At 72.0% G+C, this 16,158-nt stretch carries 14 protein-coding genes; 5 read left to right on the top strand and 9 right to left on the bottom strand.

Annotated features, from left to right (window positions below; all coding sequences use genetic code 11):
* The first annotated feature begins 75 nt into the window (after nucleotides 1-75).
* Nucleotides 76-1,152 carry a mechanosensitive ion channel family protein gene (locus NE235_RS19285; protein WP_252804875.1) on the top strand — a complete coding sequence of 359 codons (1,077 nt, stop codon included), beginning with the start codon at nucleotides 76-78 and terminating at the stop codon, nucleotides 1,150-1,152.
* Between the two features lie 294 nt (nucleotides 1,153-1,446).
* On the opposite strand, the gene NE235_RS19280 is transcribed toward NE235_RS19285, so the two are convergent.
* Both NE235_RS19280 and NE235_RS19275 read right to left on the bottom strand, forming a co-directional pair.
* Complete coding sequence (locus tag NE235_RS19280) at nucleotides 1,447-1,950, bottom strand: Rieske (2Fe-2S) protein (RefSeq protein ID WP_252804873.1); 504 nt, start codon at nucleotides 1,948-1,950, stop codon at nucleotides 1,447-1,449.
* 65 nt (nucleotides 1,951-2,015) lie between these two features.
* Nucleotides 2,016-2,435 carry a Rieske (2Fe-2S) protein gene (locus NE235_RS19275; RefSeq protein WP_252804871.1) on the bottom strand — a complete coding sequence of 140 codons (420 nt, stop codon included), beginning with the start codon at nucleotides 2,433-2,435 and terminating at the stop codon, nucleotides 2,016-2,018.
* Nucleotides 2,436-2,811: 376 nt separating this feature from the next.
* On the opposite strand from NE235_RS19275, the gene NE235_RS19270 reads away from it, so the two are divergent.
* Both NE235_RS19270 and NE235_RS19265 read left to right on the top strand, forming a co-directional pair.
* Nucleotides 2,812-3,540 carry a hypothetical protein gene (locus NE235_RS19270; RefSeq protein ID WP_252804869.1) on the top strand — a complete coding sequence of 243 codons (729 nt, stop codon included), beginning with the start codon at nucleotides 2,812-2,814 and terminating at the stop codon, nucleotides 3,538-3,540.
* On the top strand, nucleotides 3,540-4,835 hold the full coding sequence (locus tag NE235_RS19265) for a S8 family peptidase (protein WP_252804867.1): 1,296 nt from the start codon (nucleotides 3,540-3,542) through the stop codon (nucleotides 4,833-4,835). The genes NE235_RS19270 and NE235_RS19265 overlap by 1 nt, the downstream gene beginning before the upstream one ends.
* 218 nt (nucleotides 4,836-5,053) lie before the next feature.
* Here NE235_RS19265 and uvrA read toward each other — a convergent pair whose 3' ends face one another.
* Together uvrA and NE235_RS19255 are read right to left on the bottom strand one after the other, a co-directional pair.
* Complete coding sequence (gene uvrA, locus NE235_RS19260) at nucleotides 5,054-7,900, bottom strand: excinuclease ABC subunit UvrA (RefSeq protein ID WP_252804864.1); 2,847 nt, start codon at nucleotides 7,898-7,900, stop codon at nucleotides 5,054-5,056.
* Nucleotides 7,901-8,066: 166 nt separating this feature from the next.
* A complete protein-coding gene (locus NE235_RS19255) occupies nucleotides 8,067-8,885 on the bottom strand; it encodes an MBL fold metallo-hydrolase (protein ID WP_252804862.1) in 819 nt (272 codons plus the stop codon).
* Nucleotides 8,886-9,013: 128 nt separating this feature from the next.
* Here NE235_RS19255 and NE235_RS19250 point away from each other — a divergent pair, with 128 nt between their 5' ends.
* Together NE235_RS19250 and NE235_RS19245 are read left to right on the top strand one after the other, a co-directional pair.
* Nucleotides 9,014-9,667 carry an MBL fold metallo-hydrolase gene (locus NE235_RS19250; protein ID WP_252804860.1) on the top strand — a complete coding sequence of 218 codons (654 nt, stop codon included), beginning with the start codon at nucleotides 9,014-9,016 and terminating at the stop codon, nucleotides 9,665-9,667.
* 205 nt (nucleotides 9,668-9,872) lie between these two features.
* A complete protein-coding gene (locus NE235_RS19245) occupies nucleotides 9,873-10,328 on the top strand; it encodes a MarR family winged helix-turn-helix transcriptional regulator (RefSeq protein WP_252804859.1) in 456 nt (151 codons plus the stop codon).
* Between the two features lie 9 nt (nucleotides 10,329-10,337).
* Here NE235_RS19245 and NE235_RS19240 read toward each other — a convergent pair whose 3' ends face one another.
* From NE235_RS19240 to NE235_RS19220, 5 genes are all read right to left on the bottom strand, one after another.
* Entirely contained in the window at nucleotides 10,338-10,841 is a 504-nt protein-coding gene (locus NE235_RS19240; RefSeq protein ID WP_252804857.1) for a hypothetical protein, read from the bottom strand.
* A 90-nt stretch (nucleotides 10,842-10,931) separates the two neighbouring features.
* A complete protein-coding gene (locus NE235_RS19235; RefSeq protein ID WP_252804855.1) occupies nucleotides 10,932-12,116 on the bottom strand; it encodes a TerC family protein in 1,185 nt (394 codons plus the stop codon).
* A gap of 189 nt (nucleotides 12,117-12,305) precedes the next feature.
* Nucleotides 12,306-13,535, bottom strand: a complete 1,230-nt coding sequence (locus NE235_RS19230; RefSeq protein ID WP_252804853.1) for a glycosyltransferase — start codon at nucleotides 13,533-13,535, stop codon at nucleotides 12,306-12,308.
* Entirely contained in the window at nucleotides 13,535-15,244 is a 1,710-nt protein-coding gene (murJ, locus tag NE235_RS19225; protein ID WP_252804851.1) for a murein biosynthesis integral membrane protein MurJ, read from the bottom strand. The genes NE235_RS19230 and murJ overlap by 1 nt, the downstream gene beginning before the upstream one ends.
* Entirely contained in the window at nucleotides 15,241-16,152 is a 912-nt protein-coding gene (locus NE235_RS19220; RefSeq protein ID WP_252804849.1) for a hypothetical protein, read from the bottom strand. Before NE235_RS19220 ends, murJ begins: the two co-directional genes overlap by 4 nt.
* Between the last annotated feature and the right edge of the window lie 6 nt (nucleotides 16,153-16,158).

Raw genomic sequence — 16,158 nt, 5'->3', positions numbered from 1 at the left:
ATGATTTGTGGGAACGACGGCGTTCACGGGGAGCCCAGGGTTCAGTACTCGATCGGATCAAGGGGGATTTTGCTCGTGTCGACCGTCACCGCGCTGGCCGTGCTGGTCGGTTCCATACTCATCGGCCTGCTGGTGGTGGAGATCCTTCGCCGCGCGCTCACGAGCCGGCTCGTCTCACGCTGGCCCCTCGCCCCGCCCATCGTCCGGCGCTGTGTCAAGCCGGGCTTCACCCTCGCGTTCGCGGCCGGGGCGACGGCCGGACTGCCGCCCCACCAGGTCCTGGGACGGAGCGCGCCCGACATCCGCCACACGCTGTCACTCCTCGTCATCGCGTCGCTGACCTGGCTGATCATCCAGGCGGCCTACGCCGCGACCGACGTCGCCCTCGAGCACCTCACCCGGATCGAAGGCGACCGGAACGTCCGCGCCCGGCGCGTGCGCACCCAGGTGATGCTCCTGCGCCGGACCGCGGCGGCGGTCGTCGTGATCATCGCGGTGTCGTCCATGCTGTTCACGTTCCCGGCCGTACGGACGATCGGCGCGGGCCTGCTCGCCTCCGCGGGGATCGCCGGCATCGTCGCCGGCATCGCGGCCCAGTCGACGCTCAGCAACGTCTTCGCCGGGCTGCAGCTGGCGTTCAGCGACGCCCTGCGCATCGACGACGTCCTCGTCGTCGAGGGCCAGTGGGGCCGCATCGAGGAGCTGACGCTCACGTACGTCGTGATGCGGCTGTGGGACGAACGGCGGCTGGTGCTCCCCGTGTCGTACTTCGTGCACAACTCCTTCGAGAATTGGACGCGGCGAACCGCCCGGGTGATCGGCACGGTGCTGCTGCACGTCGACTGGAGCGTTCCCGTCGAGGAGCTCCGGACGGAGCTGTACGGGTTCCTGCGCGAGCATCCCCTCTGGGACCAGAAGGACTGGGTGCTGCAGGTGACCGACGTGCTGCCGAACGGCCTGGTCCAGGTACGGGCGCTGATGAGCGCGCACGACTCCGCGAGCGCCTTCGACCTGCGGTGCGACGTCCGCGAGCACCTCATCGCCTTCATCCGGGAGAAGTACCCGTCGGCCCTCCCCCGTTTCCGCGCCGACACGGGAGCCCTCCCGTCGAACGCCGCGTGGACCGACGGCAGATCCGCCCCGCACGCCTGAGGCCCGATGACCGGCCCGCCCGAGCTTCCGGCTCCTGGCCGCTCCGGAGCCCGCCCGAGAACCGGAGGGTTCGGGCAAGAGCCGGAGGGGCGGGCGAGCTTCGTCCCGCCCCTCCGCGACTCCGCCGCGGCCGTGGCCACGTCGCCGTCGTCCTGGTCACCACGCCGTCGCGGTGGCGCATGTATGACCGGTTCGCCGGGATTCGTCCGTCACCACCGACGTCACAGTGGGCAATCGGAGCCGGCCGAAGGAACTCCGCGACCGGGCCCCCGCCGCGGGAAAGGCGCCGACGCGTCAGGCGAGCTTGATCTCGCCGTTCTGCACCGTGACGGACTTGCGCGGCAGCGGCTCCGAGGCCGGGCCGTTGGCGACGGACCCGTCGCCGATCTTGAACTTGCTGCCGTGGCAGGGGCAGTTGATCATCCCGCCGCTGACCGAGCCGACCGTGCAGCCACGGTGCGTGCAGACGGCGCTGAACGCCGCGAACTGCCCCTGCGTGGGCTGGGTGACGACGACCTTCTGGTCCTTGAAGACCTTGCCGCCGCCCACCGGGATGTCGGCGGCCTTGCCGAGCGCGCCGTCGCCGCCCGCCGGGGCCGTCGCTCCGCCGCCGTTCCCGGAGCCGCCCTGCTTCGAGCCGTCGGAGTCGTCCGAGGAACTCCCGCAGGCGGCGAGCGCTCCGGCGGCGCCGACCAGGCCGACACCGAGCAGCATTCCGCGCCGCGTCGCCCCTGCCTCGGGACGGGGCGTGGTCTCGTCTGCGTCGCCGGCCGGGGCGATCGAGGGATCGAACGACATGTGGTCCTCCTCGTGTTCGGGTCTACATCCGGGTTCCACGGAGGAGGGGTCCGTTCGGTTCAACGTTACTCGACGACGATTCCGTCACCCTGCACGCGTACGGTGAACTCCTGCAGCGGGGCGCCGGCCGGGCCCTGCTTGACCGAGCCGTCAGTCGCGTCGAACTCGCTGCCGTGACAGGGACAGGTGATCACCCCGTCCTTGGGGCTGCCGACGGTGCATCCCTGGTGCGTGCAGGTCGCGGTGAACGCCTTGAACGTCCCCTGCGTCGGCTGCGCCACGACGATCTTCCACTTGTCGACGACCTTGCCGCCGCCGACGGGGATCTCGCCGGTCCGGGCGATCACCTTGCCTTTGATGCCCGGCGGCACGATGGCCTTCGCCGGCCGTGTCGCACAGGCCCCCAGGCCGAGCATCCCCACGCCCGCCAGACCCGCCGTGCCCAGCAACCGCCGCCGTGAGCAGCCGACCGCTTCGTCAGTCATCGATCTCCCCGGAACAGATCATCTACTACACGCCGTAGTACTGGTCCGCCATGGTATCGCCGGGTTCCTCCCCGCACCCCGCCCCCGCCCCGTCCGCCGGGCGCCGAGAGGGAACCCGACACGGCGATAGTCAGGGATCGGTAAAGTCGGTCGCCCGTTATGCGCTTTTCGGAGAGTCCCTCCGTCGGTCGCCGCCGAGTGCCGGGTTCCGGCCTCGGCCGCGACGGCGCATGATGCCCCCACCGGTCCGTACCACAGGAGAACGATGCATCACGGCCCCTCCCCGGGTGCGCCCCTTCCGCCCCCGGGGAATCCCCATTTCGGTCCTACGCCGGCGCCCGCCCCACGCCGAGGCGGCCTCCGGGGCTGCCTCGGCGTGCCGCTGGTCCTCGGAGGCGTCTTCGCCCTTGTCCTCGGGGCCGCACTGACCTGGCACACCTATGGCAACAGCCGCCAGACGATCCCGAACACCCACGCCTATGGGCCGGTGATGTGGCGGGACGAGCCGGCCGACCAACTGTTCCCCGCACGGATCGCCGGCAAGGAGAACGGCACGACGGACCAGCAGGATCCCAAGATCACCCAGTGGCTCCGACTCGGCATCGCGCCGAACACCTCCTGCGCGAACGGGCTCACCGGCGGGCTGGCCGGGTTCGCCGCCCGGCAGGGATGCAAGGCGGTCGTCCGCGCCACCTACGTCGACCCGAGCGGCTCTGCCGTCGCGACCGTCGCGGTGATCGTCCTGCCCTCGAACGACGCCAGGATGAACGTCATCGAGCACATGAGCGAAGTGAAGACCGCGGATGAGCCCGATCTCGGAGTGCGGGCCTTCGCCGTTCCCGGAACACCGGCGAGCCGATGGACGGACGACGCCCGCAACGGAACGTCCGCCTGCCAGGTGTTCGACGAGGACATCCCCTACGCCGTCGCCGTCACCGCCGGTGCCACGGACGGCCGCCGCGCGGCCCGGCTGCCCGCCCCCTGGGGCGCGCGCCTGTCCACCAACTCCGGACGCGAGGACCGGATGGCCTGGGCCTACCCCGCCGACGACCTGGCCAAGGCATTCGGCGTCTACCTGGCCGACCTGGCACGGAAGGGGACCTGATGAGGCATCCCAGGATCCGCGCGGCCCTCGCGGCCGTCGCGACGAGCGGCGCACTGGTCGCCGCGGCGGCGTCTCCCGCGCAGGCCGCGCCGGCATGGGAGGACGCCGTCCTCGGGCTGGCCGCGGCCCAGCGGAGCACGCAGGGCGCTGGTGTGACCGTCGCCGTCATCGACACGGGCGTCGTCGACAGCCACCCGGCCCTGCGGGGCAAGGTGACGACCGGACCGGACTTCGCCCAGAGCAGCGCCCGCCGGGGGATGTCCTACTGGGGCGAACACGGCACCGCGATGGCCTCCGACGTCCTGCACGTCGCCCCGAAGGCGCACATCCTGTCGATTCGGGCGATTACCGACAAGAAGGATCCAGCGCGCAAGAACACCAAGGAGGTCTGGCACAAGCCGCCGACGCCGATCACCAAGGCCGTCCGGTACGCCGTCGACCACGGCGCACAGGTGATCTCCATGTCCCTGGGCACTGCGGACTTCGGATTCATCGACTACAACGACGAAGAGGCCTCGGCGATGGCATACGCGGTCAGCCACGGCGTCACCGTCCTCGCCAGCGCCGGCAACTCCGGAGACCTGAATGAGAGCGACAACACCGCCTCGAACCCGGCGGGGTACCCCGGAGTGATCGCGGTCGCGGCGACGGCCCCCGGCCCCCGGCGCGCCGCGTTCTCCACCGTGCACACCTACAACACCATCGCCGCTCCCGGCTTCGGCATCGTCAGTGCGACGAACACCGGCGGCTACGCGCCGGTCGACGGCACCTCTCCCGCCTGCGCGCTGGCGGCCGGCGTCGTGGCTCTCATGCGATCCCGCAACCCGAAGATCACCCCGGCGCAGGTCCGGGCGATCCTCACCCGGACGGCGCTGCACCCGGCCGGTGGCTGGGACGCACTCGTGGGGTACGGGCAGATCAACGCGGCCGCCGCGGTGTCCGCAGCCGCCTCGCCGCCCGCGGATCTCGGCGCGCCCATGCCGTACCGGGGCAAGAAGACCCTCGCTGCCCCGGATGGGACCCAGAAGTCACGGCATGCGCCGATGGAGCAGTCGCTGCTCGCGATCGGCCTGGGCGGCATCGTGGTCGGCCTCCTGCTGAGCGCCGGCGGAATCCTGCTGCTGCGGCGGCCCAAGAGGCCGGCGGGGCCGGCCGGGCCCGCCGGTGCCGCCCCACCCGGCGCGACGGGCCCGTCGTACGGCGGCGCTCCCCCCGCGGGCGGCCTCCACGGACCCGGTCCGGCGCCCGGACCAGGCCCCGGTGGTCGCCCACCCTTCGGAGGCGCCTCCCAATAGCCGTTCCGTTCTCCCGCACGAGGGCGGTCACGGCCTCAGCCGCGGTGCCGGGCCCGACGCCAGGGCCTGGCACCGTACGGCGTGGTTCCCGTCCTGCGGCGACCGCGCGCCGACGTGGCCTGCCGCCCGGCGGCCTCCTCCGCGCGGTCACTCGTCCCGGCGGCGATGAGCGATCCCCTCCCGGGGAGACGGCGACCCACGGGGCCGCAAGCGACGCCCTACCGCTGGATGCCGAGGATCTGGGCGAGGAACTGACCCGTGTGGCTCTCGCCGACCCTCGCGACGTCCTCAGGTGTGCCGGACGCGACGACGGTGCCGCCGCGGGAGCCGCCCTCGGGGCCCATGTCGATGATCCAGTCGGCGGTCTTGATGACGTCGAGGTTGTGCTCGATCACGATGACCGAGTTGCCCTTGTCGACGAGGCCGTTCAGCACGCCGAGCAGCTTGCGGATGTCCTCGAAGTGCAGGCCGGTGGTCGGCTCGTCGAGCACGTAGATCGTGCGGCCGGTGGAGCGCCGCTGCAGCTCGGAGGCGAGCTTGACCCGCTGCGCCTCGCCGCCCGACAGCGTCGGCGCGGGCTGGCCCAGCCGGACGTAGCCGAGACCGACGTCGTTGAGCGTCTGCAGGTGGCGGCGGATCGCCGGGATCGCGTCGAAGAACTCCAGGGCCTCCTCGATCGGCATGTCGAGGACCTCGGAGATCGTCTTGCCCTTGTAGTGGACGTCGAGGGTCTCCCGGTTGTAGCGGGCGCCGTGGCAGACCTCGCACGGGACGTACACGTCGGGCAGGAACTGCATCTCGATCTTGATGGTGCCGTCGCCGGAGCACGCCTCGCAGCGGCCGCCCTTCACGTTGAAGGAGAAGCGGCCGGGCTGGTAGCCGCGCACCTTCGCCTCGGCGGTCGCCGCGAACAGTTTGCGGACGTGGTCGAAGACGCCGGTGTAGGTCGCCGGGTTGGACCGCGGGGTGCGGCCGATCGGCGACTGGTCGACGTGCACGACCTTGTCGAGCTGGTCGACGCCGTTGATCCGCTTGTGCCGGCCGGGCACCGTTCGAGCGCCGTGCAGCTGCTTGGCCAGCGACGTGTAGAGGATGTCGTTGACCAGTGTCGACTTGCCCGACCCCGACACGCCGGTGACGGCGGTGAAGACGCCGAGCGGGAACGCGACGTCGATGTCACGCAGGTTGTGCTCCCGGGCCCCCTTGACGACCAGCTCGCGCCCGCGCTGGCGCTTGCGGCGCGTCGCCGGAACCGCGATCTCCTTGCGCCCGGAGATGTACGCGCCGGTCATCGAGCCCTCGTTGGCCAGGAGCTCCTCGACCGTGCCGCTCACGACGACCTGGCCACCGTGCTCACCGGCGCCCGGGCCGATGTCGACGACCCAGTCGGCGGCCCGGATGGTGTCCTCGTCGTGCTCGACGACGATGAGGGTGTTGCCGATGTCACGCAGCCGGATCAGCGTCTCCAGCAGGCGGTGGTTGTCGCGCTGGTGCAGCCCGATCGACGGCTCGTCCAGGACGTACAGCACGCCGACCAGGCCGGAGCCGATCTGGGTGGCCAGGCGGATGCGCTGCGCCTCGCCGCCGGCCAGCGTGGCCGACGCGCGGTCGAGGCTGAGGTAGTCGAGGCCCACGTCGAGCAGGAAGCCGAGCCGGGCGTTGATCTCCTTGAGCACCGCCTCGGCGATGTGCTTCTCCCGCTCACTCAGCTCCATGTTGAGCAGGAACTTCGCGCACTCCCCGATCGGCATGGCGGCGACGTCGGCGATCGACCGCTCGTTGACCGTGACGGCCAGCACGACCGGCTTGAGCCGCTTGCCGTCGCAGGACGGGCACGGGATCTCCCGCATGTAGCCCTCGAACCGCTCCCGGCTCGAGTCGCTCTCCGCCTCCGAGTGCCGCCGCTGAACGTAGGGAATCACGCCTTCGTACGTCGTGTAGTACGACCGCTGGCGGCCGTACCGGTTGCGGTAGCTGACGTGCACCTGGGTGTCGTGGCCCTGCAGGATCGCCTTGCGGGCCTTGGCCGGGAGGCGCTCCCACGGGGTGTCCAGGTCGAAGCCCATCGCGTCGCCGAGCGCGCCCAGCAGCCGCAGGAAGTAGTCGCTGATGTGGCCGTTCGACCAGGGCGAGATCGCGCCCTCGCCGAGGGTCTTCTCCGGGTCGGGGACGAGCAGTTCCGGGTCGACCTCCATGCGGGTGCCCAGGCCGGTGCAGTCCGGGCAGGCGCCGTACGGGGAGTTGAACGAGAACGAGCGCGGCTCCAGCTCGTCGAACGACAGGTCGTCGTACGGGCAGTAGAGGTGCTCGGAGAACATCCGCTCGCGCTGCTCGTCGTCCTCGGGCAGGTCGACGAAGTCGAGGATGACCGTGCCGCCGGACAGGCCGAGCGCCGTCTCGATCGAGTCGGCGAGCCGGCGGCGGGCGCTCTCCTTGACGCTGAGCCGGTCGACGACGACCTCGATGTCGTGCTTCTCGTACTTCTTGAGCTTCGGAGCCTCGTCGAGGCGCACGATCCGGCCGTCGACGCGGGCGCGGGAGAAGCCCTTGGTCTGCATCTCGCGGAACAGCTCGACGTATTCGCCCTTACGGCCGCGGATGACCGGGGCGAGCACCTGGAACCGGGTGCCCTCGTCGAACTCCATGACCCGGTCGACGATCTGCTGCGGCGTCTGCTTGGAGATCGGGCGGCCGCAGACCGGGCAATGCGGGTGGCCGATGCGGGCCCACAGCAGCCGGAGGTAGTCGTAGACCTCGGTGATCGTGCCGACCGTCGAGCGCGGGTTCTTCGAGGTCGACTTCTGGTCGATCGACACCGCCGGGGACAGGCCCTCGATGAAGTCGACGTCGGGCTTGTCCATCTGACCGAGAAACTGGCGGGCGTACGCCGACAGCGACTCGACGTAACGGCGCTGGCCCTCCGCGAAGATCGTGTCGAACGCCAGGCTGGACTTCCCGGAGCCGGACATGCCGGTGAACACGATCAGCGCGTCACGCGGGAGATCGAGTGAGACGTCTTTGAGGTTGTGTTCACGCGCTCCGCGCACGATGAGACGGTCAGCCACGGCGTATCGTTATCCCCTAGAGCCCGGTTGAGGCAGTCGGCTTCAGGCTAACGAGCGGACAGGCCGGTTTTCTTCCAAAGCCCCATCACGGCGGTCCCTCGTCGCACCGAAACCGTACACGTGTTCGAACCCAGATCGCCACCGAAACGCCCGAGGCCGTGGTGGCCTACTCGGGCTCGTCGTCGAGGGCATGGGTGAGATAGCGCTCAGCCGACCGCCGTACGGCGCCGACCCCGTCCGTGGCGACGACCCGGCCCCACCAGCCCCCGTACACCCGCTCGAACGCGAACGGCTCCATCCTGCGCAGGGCACGGCGGATCACCCGGGGACGCTCGGGGATCAGGTTCGGATAGCTGTACATGAAGCCGACGTACCGGCGGTCGGAGACCACGGTGAAGATGTCGCCGGTGAGCAGCGCTCCCCTGCCGTCCTCCCCGTCGCGCCAGTGCAGCACCTGGCCGCCCGCGAAGTGCACGCCCGTGTTGACCAGGGTCAGCCCGTCGCCGATCTCCCGGGTCTCGCCCTCCCAGAAGACGATCGAGTCGTCCGGCCGGGCCACCCACTCCCGGTCGGCGGCGTGGATGTAGACGGGCGCGTCGAACGCGTGCGCCCACTCGACCATCGAGCCGTAGAAGTGCGGATGGCTGATCGCGATGGCGTCGACGCCGCCGAGCCCGGCGACCTGGGAGACGAGATCGTCGTCGAGGTAGGTGATCATGTCCCAGAGGACGTTGCCCGCCGGGGTCCGTACGAGCAGCGCGCGCTGGCCGATCGAGGTGGGCGGATCGGCGCCGATTCCGACGATGCCCGGCCCCTCCTCGGCGACCTTCCCCCGGTGCCCGCCGGCGCGCAGCTCGGCCAGGGTCGTCCAGCGCTGGCCGTCCCATCCGACGTACTGCCGCTCGTCCTCGCAGATCGGGCAGTCCGGCCGGGGCGCGGCGTACTGCACTCCGCACGTGCGGCAGATCGGCAACTCGTCGTCCATGATCGAAGCGTACTTCCGGAGTGCCCGGGCCCGGTGGTCTCCTCGTCCGCCGGACCGCGCGGCGCGTCACCGGAGTGAAAGGATGGAACGCAGGTGAGGTGATCCGATCACCGATGGGAGGAGAGTGCGTGTCCTACACAGGCAACGTCGAGGTCGGTGGCCCGCCCGACGTACGCGAGCTGCCCGGTCTGACCATCACCAAGCTGGCGGTCGGGCCGTTCGACAACAACGCCTATCTCCTGCGCTGCACGGCCACCGGGGAGCAGGTGCTGATCGACGCCGCCAGTGAGCCGGAGCGTCTCCTGGAGCTCCTCGGCGACGCGCCGCTCTCCCGGGTCGTGACGACCCACCGGCACCAGGACCACTGGGGCGCGCTCGGCGCGGTCGTCGACGCGACCCATCCGTCGGTCGTGGCCCACCCGGACGACGCCGAGGCCCTGCCGCTGCCGGTCACCGAGCCAGTGCGGCACGGCGGCACCGTACGGGTCGGGCAGCACACGCTGTCGGTGATCCACCTGCGGGGTCACACGCCCGGGTCGATCGCGCTGCTGTACGACGACGGCGACACGCCGCACCTGTTCACCGGCGACAGCCTGTTCCCGGGCGGCCCGGGGAACACCTGGGGCGACGCGACGCTGTTCACCCGGCTCATGGGCGACCTCGAGGAGCGGGTGTTCGGCGTGCTCCCGGACGAGACCTGGGTCTACCCCGGCCACGGCAAGGACACCACCCTCGGCCGCGAACGCCCGCACCTTCCGGAGTGGCGCGCCCGGGGATGGTGATCCTGATCACATCGCGCCACGATCATCCTTCCTCGGTCGTTCGCCCCGATACATCCCACTAACGTCCGCGGCTCGGTGTGACCGGCGCCCGTTCTCCTGGTTTCTCGGGCGTCCGGGCACGCCGGTCGCCGCAGGACGGGATGATGGAAGGAGACGCGCGCGAGCGCGTCGGAGACGCGAGCCGGATAAGGAACCTATGACGGGCGTGACCAGGCCGGCGGCCGAGGCCGAGGCCATGACGGACGTGGAGCTCGCGGCGCGGCTGCGCATGACGCTGGGCCGGCTGAGCCGTCGCGTTCGCCAGTACGGCCCCCGGACGCTCACGTCGAGCCAGGCGTCGACCCTGTCGAGCCTGGAGGCACTCGGGCCGGTACGCCTCGGCGACCTCGCCGCCCACGAGGGCGTCAGCGCGCCCACGCAGAGCCGGCTGGTCGCCTCGCTGGAGGCGCAGGCCCTGCTCCGCCGCACTCCCGACGTCGACGACCGGCGGGCGACCCTCCTGGAGATCACTCCCGAGGGCCGCCGCCAGCTCGAACGGCTGCGCACCGAGCGGTCGGCGTTCCTGGTCGAACGGCTCGGCACGCTCTCACCCGAGCAGCGTGCCGCCCTGGTCGGGGCGCTGGACGTCCTGGAGAGCCTGGCCGCCAGTCCGGGCGAGTGACGTCCCCCGTCACGCCTTGTGGTAGGTCGTCTGCGTGCCGGCGAAGAACAGTGACCTCCCCCCGCTCACCAGCCTGACCTGCCAATAGGACGCGCCCTGCCCGCTCCGGTCGGACAGGTCGAAGGTCGTGGCGTTGCGCGGAGTGGCCTTACCGGTCCAGAGCTTCTGGCCGAACGCCACCCACTCACCGGTGCCGTCGGGCCGGAACTCGAAGTAGTTCTTCCGCGCGTCCTGGGTCCACGTGCCGGCGAGCGCCCGCAGCCAGGTCCTGGCGTCGGCGGCCCGCACCCGTGGCGTGGCCGGTGCGCTGGTGGGCGGCAGGTCGATACTGCCGGGCATCGTCGACTCGGCGACCGGCGTCGCGGGCCGGGACGGCGCCGCCGCCGTTCCATGGCCGCCCCGGCCGCCCTGCCGGTCTGCGAGGGCGGTGACCACCAGGACACCGACGGCCGCGACCGCCAGCACGATCGAGATCGTCCGCGTCACCGCGGGCGCCACCGAGGGCAAGCGCATGCGAACCTTCCCCTGATCCATCCCCTGCGATCACGGTACAGGGGCCGGGGAGTGATCCGCCGGAAAGCCCCCGAGGTCACCACCCCGCGCTCAGCGCCGGGTGTGTCCCGCTCCCGCGTCAGCGTCGATCTGGCCGGCGTGCGCGTCGGTCTCCGTCCCGTAGGCGGGACCGGGTGACTGCGACTCGGCCTCCGGCTCACGCTCCGCCGCGTCCGGAGCGGAGGGGCCGGGAACGGGACCGATCTCGCCGGTGCCGCCCGGCCCTCCGTCCCCTTCCGGGCCCCGCTCCTGCCCGTCGTCGCCGGCCGCCGTGCCCCCCGAGCCGCCGGGCGCGGAACGGCGGGGCGTCTTGACGAGGCTGGCCACCGTGGTCACGAGCATCGTCGCGCCGATGACGGCGAGGGACATGAGGGTGGAGATCTCCGGCACATTCTCGAACCAGGTCGTGTGCAGGGCCTCCATGACGAGCTTGACGCCGATGAAGGCCAGGATGACCGCCAGCCCCTTGCTGAGGTACACGAGCCGATCGAGCAGTCCCCGCAGGAGGAAGTACAGCTGCCGGAGGCCCATGAGCGCGAAGGCGTTGGCGGTGAAGACCAGATAGGACTCCTTGGTGAGCCCGAAGATCGCCGGGATGGAGTCCAGGGCGAACAGCAGGTCGGTGGAGCCGATCGCGATCATCACGATCAGCATGGGTGTGATGAGGCGCTTGCCGTCGATGCGGACGGTCATCCGGTGCTCGTGGTAGTCCTCCGTCGTCGGGACGACTCGGCAGATCCAGCGGACCAGGATGTTCTCTTCGTACTCGTCCTCGTCGGGCTCGCCGCGCACCAGTCCGTAGGCCGTCCAGATGAGGAAGGCCCCGAAGATGTAGAACAGCCACTCGAACCTGGCCAGCGCGGCGGCTCCGACCGCGATGAACATCCCCCGCATCACCAGCGCGATCATGATGCCGATCAGCAGCACCATGTGCTGGTTGGCGCGGGGGACGGCGAACCGCGCCATGATCACGTAGAAGATGAACAGGTTGTCGACGCTGAGGCTGTACTCGGTGAGATAGCCGGCGAAGAACTGGGTGGAGTAGTCGGCGCCCTCGAACAGCAACAGGCCGACGCCGAAGGCGATCGCCAGCAATACGTAGAACGTCACCCAGGTGGTCGCCTGCCGCATGGAGAAATCACGCGGCTTTCCGCGGTCCACCACCCACAGGTCGAACAGTATGAACGCGAGAAGACCCAGCAGGGTGAGACCCCAGGCCCAGAAAGTGACGTTCACGAGTTCATTTCCTCCGGTGGCAGGCAGCGGCCCCGGAGGTCTCTTCCGCCCTCACCCATGGTGTGAGCCGACAGCACCGGGCCGCATACGACTCCTGGGACCGTGGTGACGACACTGCCGCGAAGGAATACTCCCCTCCTGCGAACCGACTATATACAAAGGCAAACCTTCCTCGTACCCGAGACGTCGTCAGAAGACCGTTCGCATTACCCGGTCGTACACCGACAGCAGCTGATCGACGGCGTCGTCCTCCGTCGGGAGCCGGGATGCCCGCTCCACGGCGGCGGACGCGAGCCGATCGGCGAGCGCCCGGTCCTCCAGCACCCGGCGCACCGCGCGTTCGAGCTCGCCGGCGTCCCCCGGAGGCACGAGAAGCGCCGCGTCGCCCACCATCACGGGCACTCCGCCCACCCTGGTGGCGACGAGCGGCCGTCCTGCGCGCAGCACCTCCTGCACGATCAGCGGCTGGCCCTCCCAGATGCTCGGGAGGACGGCGACGTCGGCCGCGGCGAGGAGGGCCGGCACGTCCGTACGGTGGCCGAGCAGCCGCACCGGGAGGTTCTCCTCGGCGATCCGGTCACGGAGCCCGGCCTCGAGCGGCCCGTCCCCGGCGATCACCACGAGCGCGGGCGGGTCCAGCCGGGCCCATCCGGCGGCGGCGTCCAGCAGGGTGGGCAGCCCCTTCTGGTCGGCCAGGCGCGCCACCGTCAGGATCAGCGGGGCGTCCCCGGCGCCGAGCTCGGCGCGGATCCGCTTGGCCGCGGCGTGGTCCTCCGGCGGCACCGCGGCCGCCCGGGACGGTGCCGCGGTGCCCTGGGAAGGCCTGGCGTCCTGGGACGATTCGGGCTCGTGGGACGGCGCGAGGTCCGGGGACGGTGGCGTGGCCGGGGCGGGCACCAGCGCGAGACCCACCGAGCGCGCGCCGAGCGCGCGCATCCGCTCCTCCAGGTCCGGGGAGACCGCCAGGACCTCGGCCGCGCCCCGGGCGACGACCCGCTCGAGCGTCGCGTACGCCGCGCCGGTCAGACCACCCGCGATGGACGCGTTGTGCAGGGTGACGACGAGCGGCGGAGCGGCCGGGCCGAGGCGCAGCGGTGCCGGCGCCGTACGGAGACGGGCGAGCGCGGCGAGCCCCCCGGCCCGCAGCCCGTGCGCGTGCACGACGTCGGCGTCCCGGGTCAGGCGACGGATCCGGGCCACCGCTCGCACATCGCCGAGCGGGTGCGGCCGGTCCGCGATCTCCACCGGAACGAACCTCGCACCGGACTCGGTGAACCCGAACAGCTCGTCGGCCGAGGCGGGTCCGAGCACGACGACCTTCGCGCCACGCTCCCGCAGGCCGTCGGCGACCGACCGCACGTGCCGTCCCACGCCGCCGGCGCTCGTGGCGAGCACCAGGGCGACCTTCGAACCGTCCATCACAGCCTCCGCCTCATCAGGCCTCGTAGATCGCCGGGGTCCCCCAGGAAGGCGACGGCCGCGAACGCGACCGCGGCGGCCGGCGCGGCGAGCACGCCCACGCCCAGGCTCCCGGCCGTTCCCGTCGGCCCGAAGGCGGCGACCACACCCGCTCCTGCGGCGTACCCGGCCACCGCGCCGGCCAGCCCCGTCACCGCCGCCCGGCCGACGCCCCGGAGGGCGCCGCCGCCCCTGGTCCGTGCCAGCATCAGCAGCAGGAGGACGCCGGCGACCGTCATGCCGATCGAGTTGCCCAGCCCGAGGGCGGCGACCGCGTCGCGCCTCCCGGCCGCCAGCACCAGCGTCACCTCCGCCGCGATCACCGCGACCCAGCCGGTGACCTGGGCGGCCGCCGAGGCCCGGCCCTTGCCGGCGGCGAACAGCGTGCGGCCGACGTGCGCCATCAGCCCGTAGCCGACCAGGCCGGGCGCGAACGCCACGATCGCACGCGCCAGGTCGATGGGCGGCACCTGCCCCTTGGTGTGGAGCAGGAACACCCGTGCGACGGGGAGCGCGGTCGCGGCCAGGACGGCCGCGCCGGCGCACGACAGCAGCAGGATCGCCCGGGTCGTGCTCGCGGCGGTGCGGTCGAACGTCTCGTCGTCGCCTTCGCTCGCGCGGGCCGACAGGAGCGGGAAGGCACTGGTCGCCAGGGGTACGGCCAGGACGGCGTACGGGAGCTGGAAGAGCGACCAGGCGTACTGGTAGACCGGCAGCGCGCCGCCTCCGCCCCTCCGGTTGGCCAGCGCGATCACGATTCCCCAGGCCGCCTGCTGGGCGACGAGGGTGGCCAGCCCGGCGAGTGCCAGCCGCCGGATGCGCACGGCGACGCCGGGCGGGAAGGTCAGGGCCGGCCGCAGCCGGAGCCGCAGCCGGGCGGTGGGGCCGACCACCGTGGCGACGAGGGCGACCACCCCGAGCGTCGTCCCGACCGACAGTGTCAGCTCCGCCGAGCGGGTCACGGTGGACAGGTCGTGCTGGTCCGCGACCTGTCGGTAGGCCGCGCCGGTGGACAGGAACATCAGGTACGCGCCGATGACGACCAGGCTCGACACGAGTGGCGCCAGCGCGGGGCCGAGGAACCGGCGGTGCGCCTGCAGCACGCCGTACATCACGACGGCGAGACCGTAGAACAGGATCTGCGGGGCGAAGACGACGAGCATCCGGGTGCCCGCGTCGACGACCTGGTCCCGTGAGCAGCCCGGCACGTGGTCACCGACCAGGACCGAGATCACCGGGCGGGCCGCCAGCGCGGCGAGAAGGGTGAGGGGCACGAGGATCAGCACGGTCCACGTCATGAGCGCGGAGGCGATCCGGCGGGCCTCGGGCGCCCGGCGCGCCGCCGGGCCCGCCAGGACGGGCACCACGAGGCCGGCGAGCGCTCCCCCGGCGACGACCTCGAACAGGATGTTCGTCACCTGGTTGCCGGTGAAGTACGCGGTGCTCAGGCAGTTACTGCCGACCGTGTGGGACAGGACGAGGCTGCGGGAGAAGCCGACGACCCGGGCGAAGACGGTGATGACGCCGATGAGCACGGCGGCGCCCGCGAGGCCCGCGCCCCGGCCCGCGGCGGCGGGCCCGGCCCCCTCGGTCCCGCCCGGCCCGGCTCCGTCCCGTCCGGTCACGTCCGGCTTCGTCACGTCCGGCTCGGTCACATCGGGTCTGCTCACATCGGGTCTGGTCGTGAGGTGCCCGCCGGCCGCGTCTGCGGCGCCGCGGGCCGGCGGCCCAGCTGGTCGAGCCGGTTGAGCGGCGGCGTCGCCTGGATCACCTTGGTGAAGCTGACGACCTCGCTCGCGGCGTTCAGCGCGGTGACGCCGGCGAGAACGGCCAGGCGTGATCGGCGGCTCAGGCCGGTCGCGGCCAGGCCGATGAGCGCGCCGAGGGAGTTCGCCCCCGCGTCGCCGAGCATCGCCCGCTCGCCCAGGTCCTCAGGAAGCAGCGCGAGCGCGGCGCCGAGCGGCGCGGCGGCGACCGCCGACCCGCTGAGCAGACCGGCGAACCGGCCGCGTGGCAGCCCGGGCGCGGGCGGCGCGAAGACGAGCGGGCTCGCCAGCAGCCCGGCCTTGATCGCCCGGCCGGGCCGCAGGTCGAACAGGTTGAGCAGGTTCGCGGTGCCGGCGATGAGCGCTCCGTTGATCAGCACGTCGAGCGCCGCACCGCGCCGCGTCGGCGCGCCGGTGCCCGCGAGCACGGCCGCCGTCAGACCGGCCGCGCCGATGCCCAGGATCTTCACCGCGCCCGTGGTCACCTCGCCGCGGGCCAGGGCCGACAGGTGGCCCTTGAATCCCCGGCGGTCGCCCGATCCGGCGAGGTCGTCGTAGCCGCCGAGGGCTCCGGTGACCCCGCCCGCGACGATCGCGGCGGCCCGCATCCGCGCCGGCACTCCCGGCACGACGGCGATCGCGGTGACCGCGCCGACCGCGAACGCCGGCCCTTCGAGCAGCGTCACCGGCTCACCGCGGTGGTTCGTCCGCACCCAGAGCTTCTCGTCCCGGGGCGGGCGGCGGGTCAGCCCGATGTACGCGGCCCGTGCCACCGCCGCGCCCAGCGCGGCTCCCGCCACTGCCTTACGCATGCCGCC

The organism is Actinoallomurus spadix (assembly GCF_024055725.1).
GTDB lineage: Bacteria > Actinomycetota > Actinomycetes > Streptosporangiales > Streptosporangiaceae > Actinoallomurus > Actinoallomurus spadix.
Note: the sequence above shows the minus strand (reverse complement) of the source record. Positions and strands in the feature narration are given on the sequence as shown.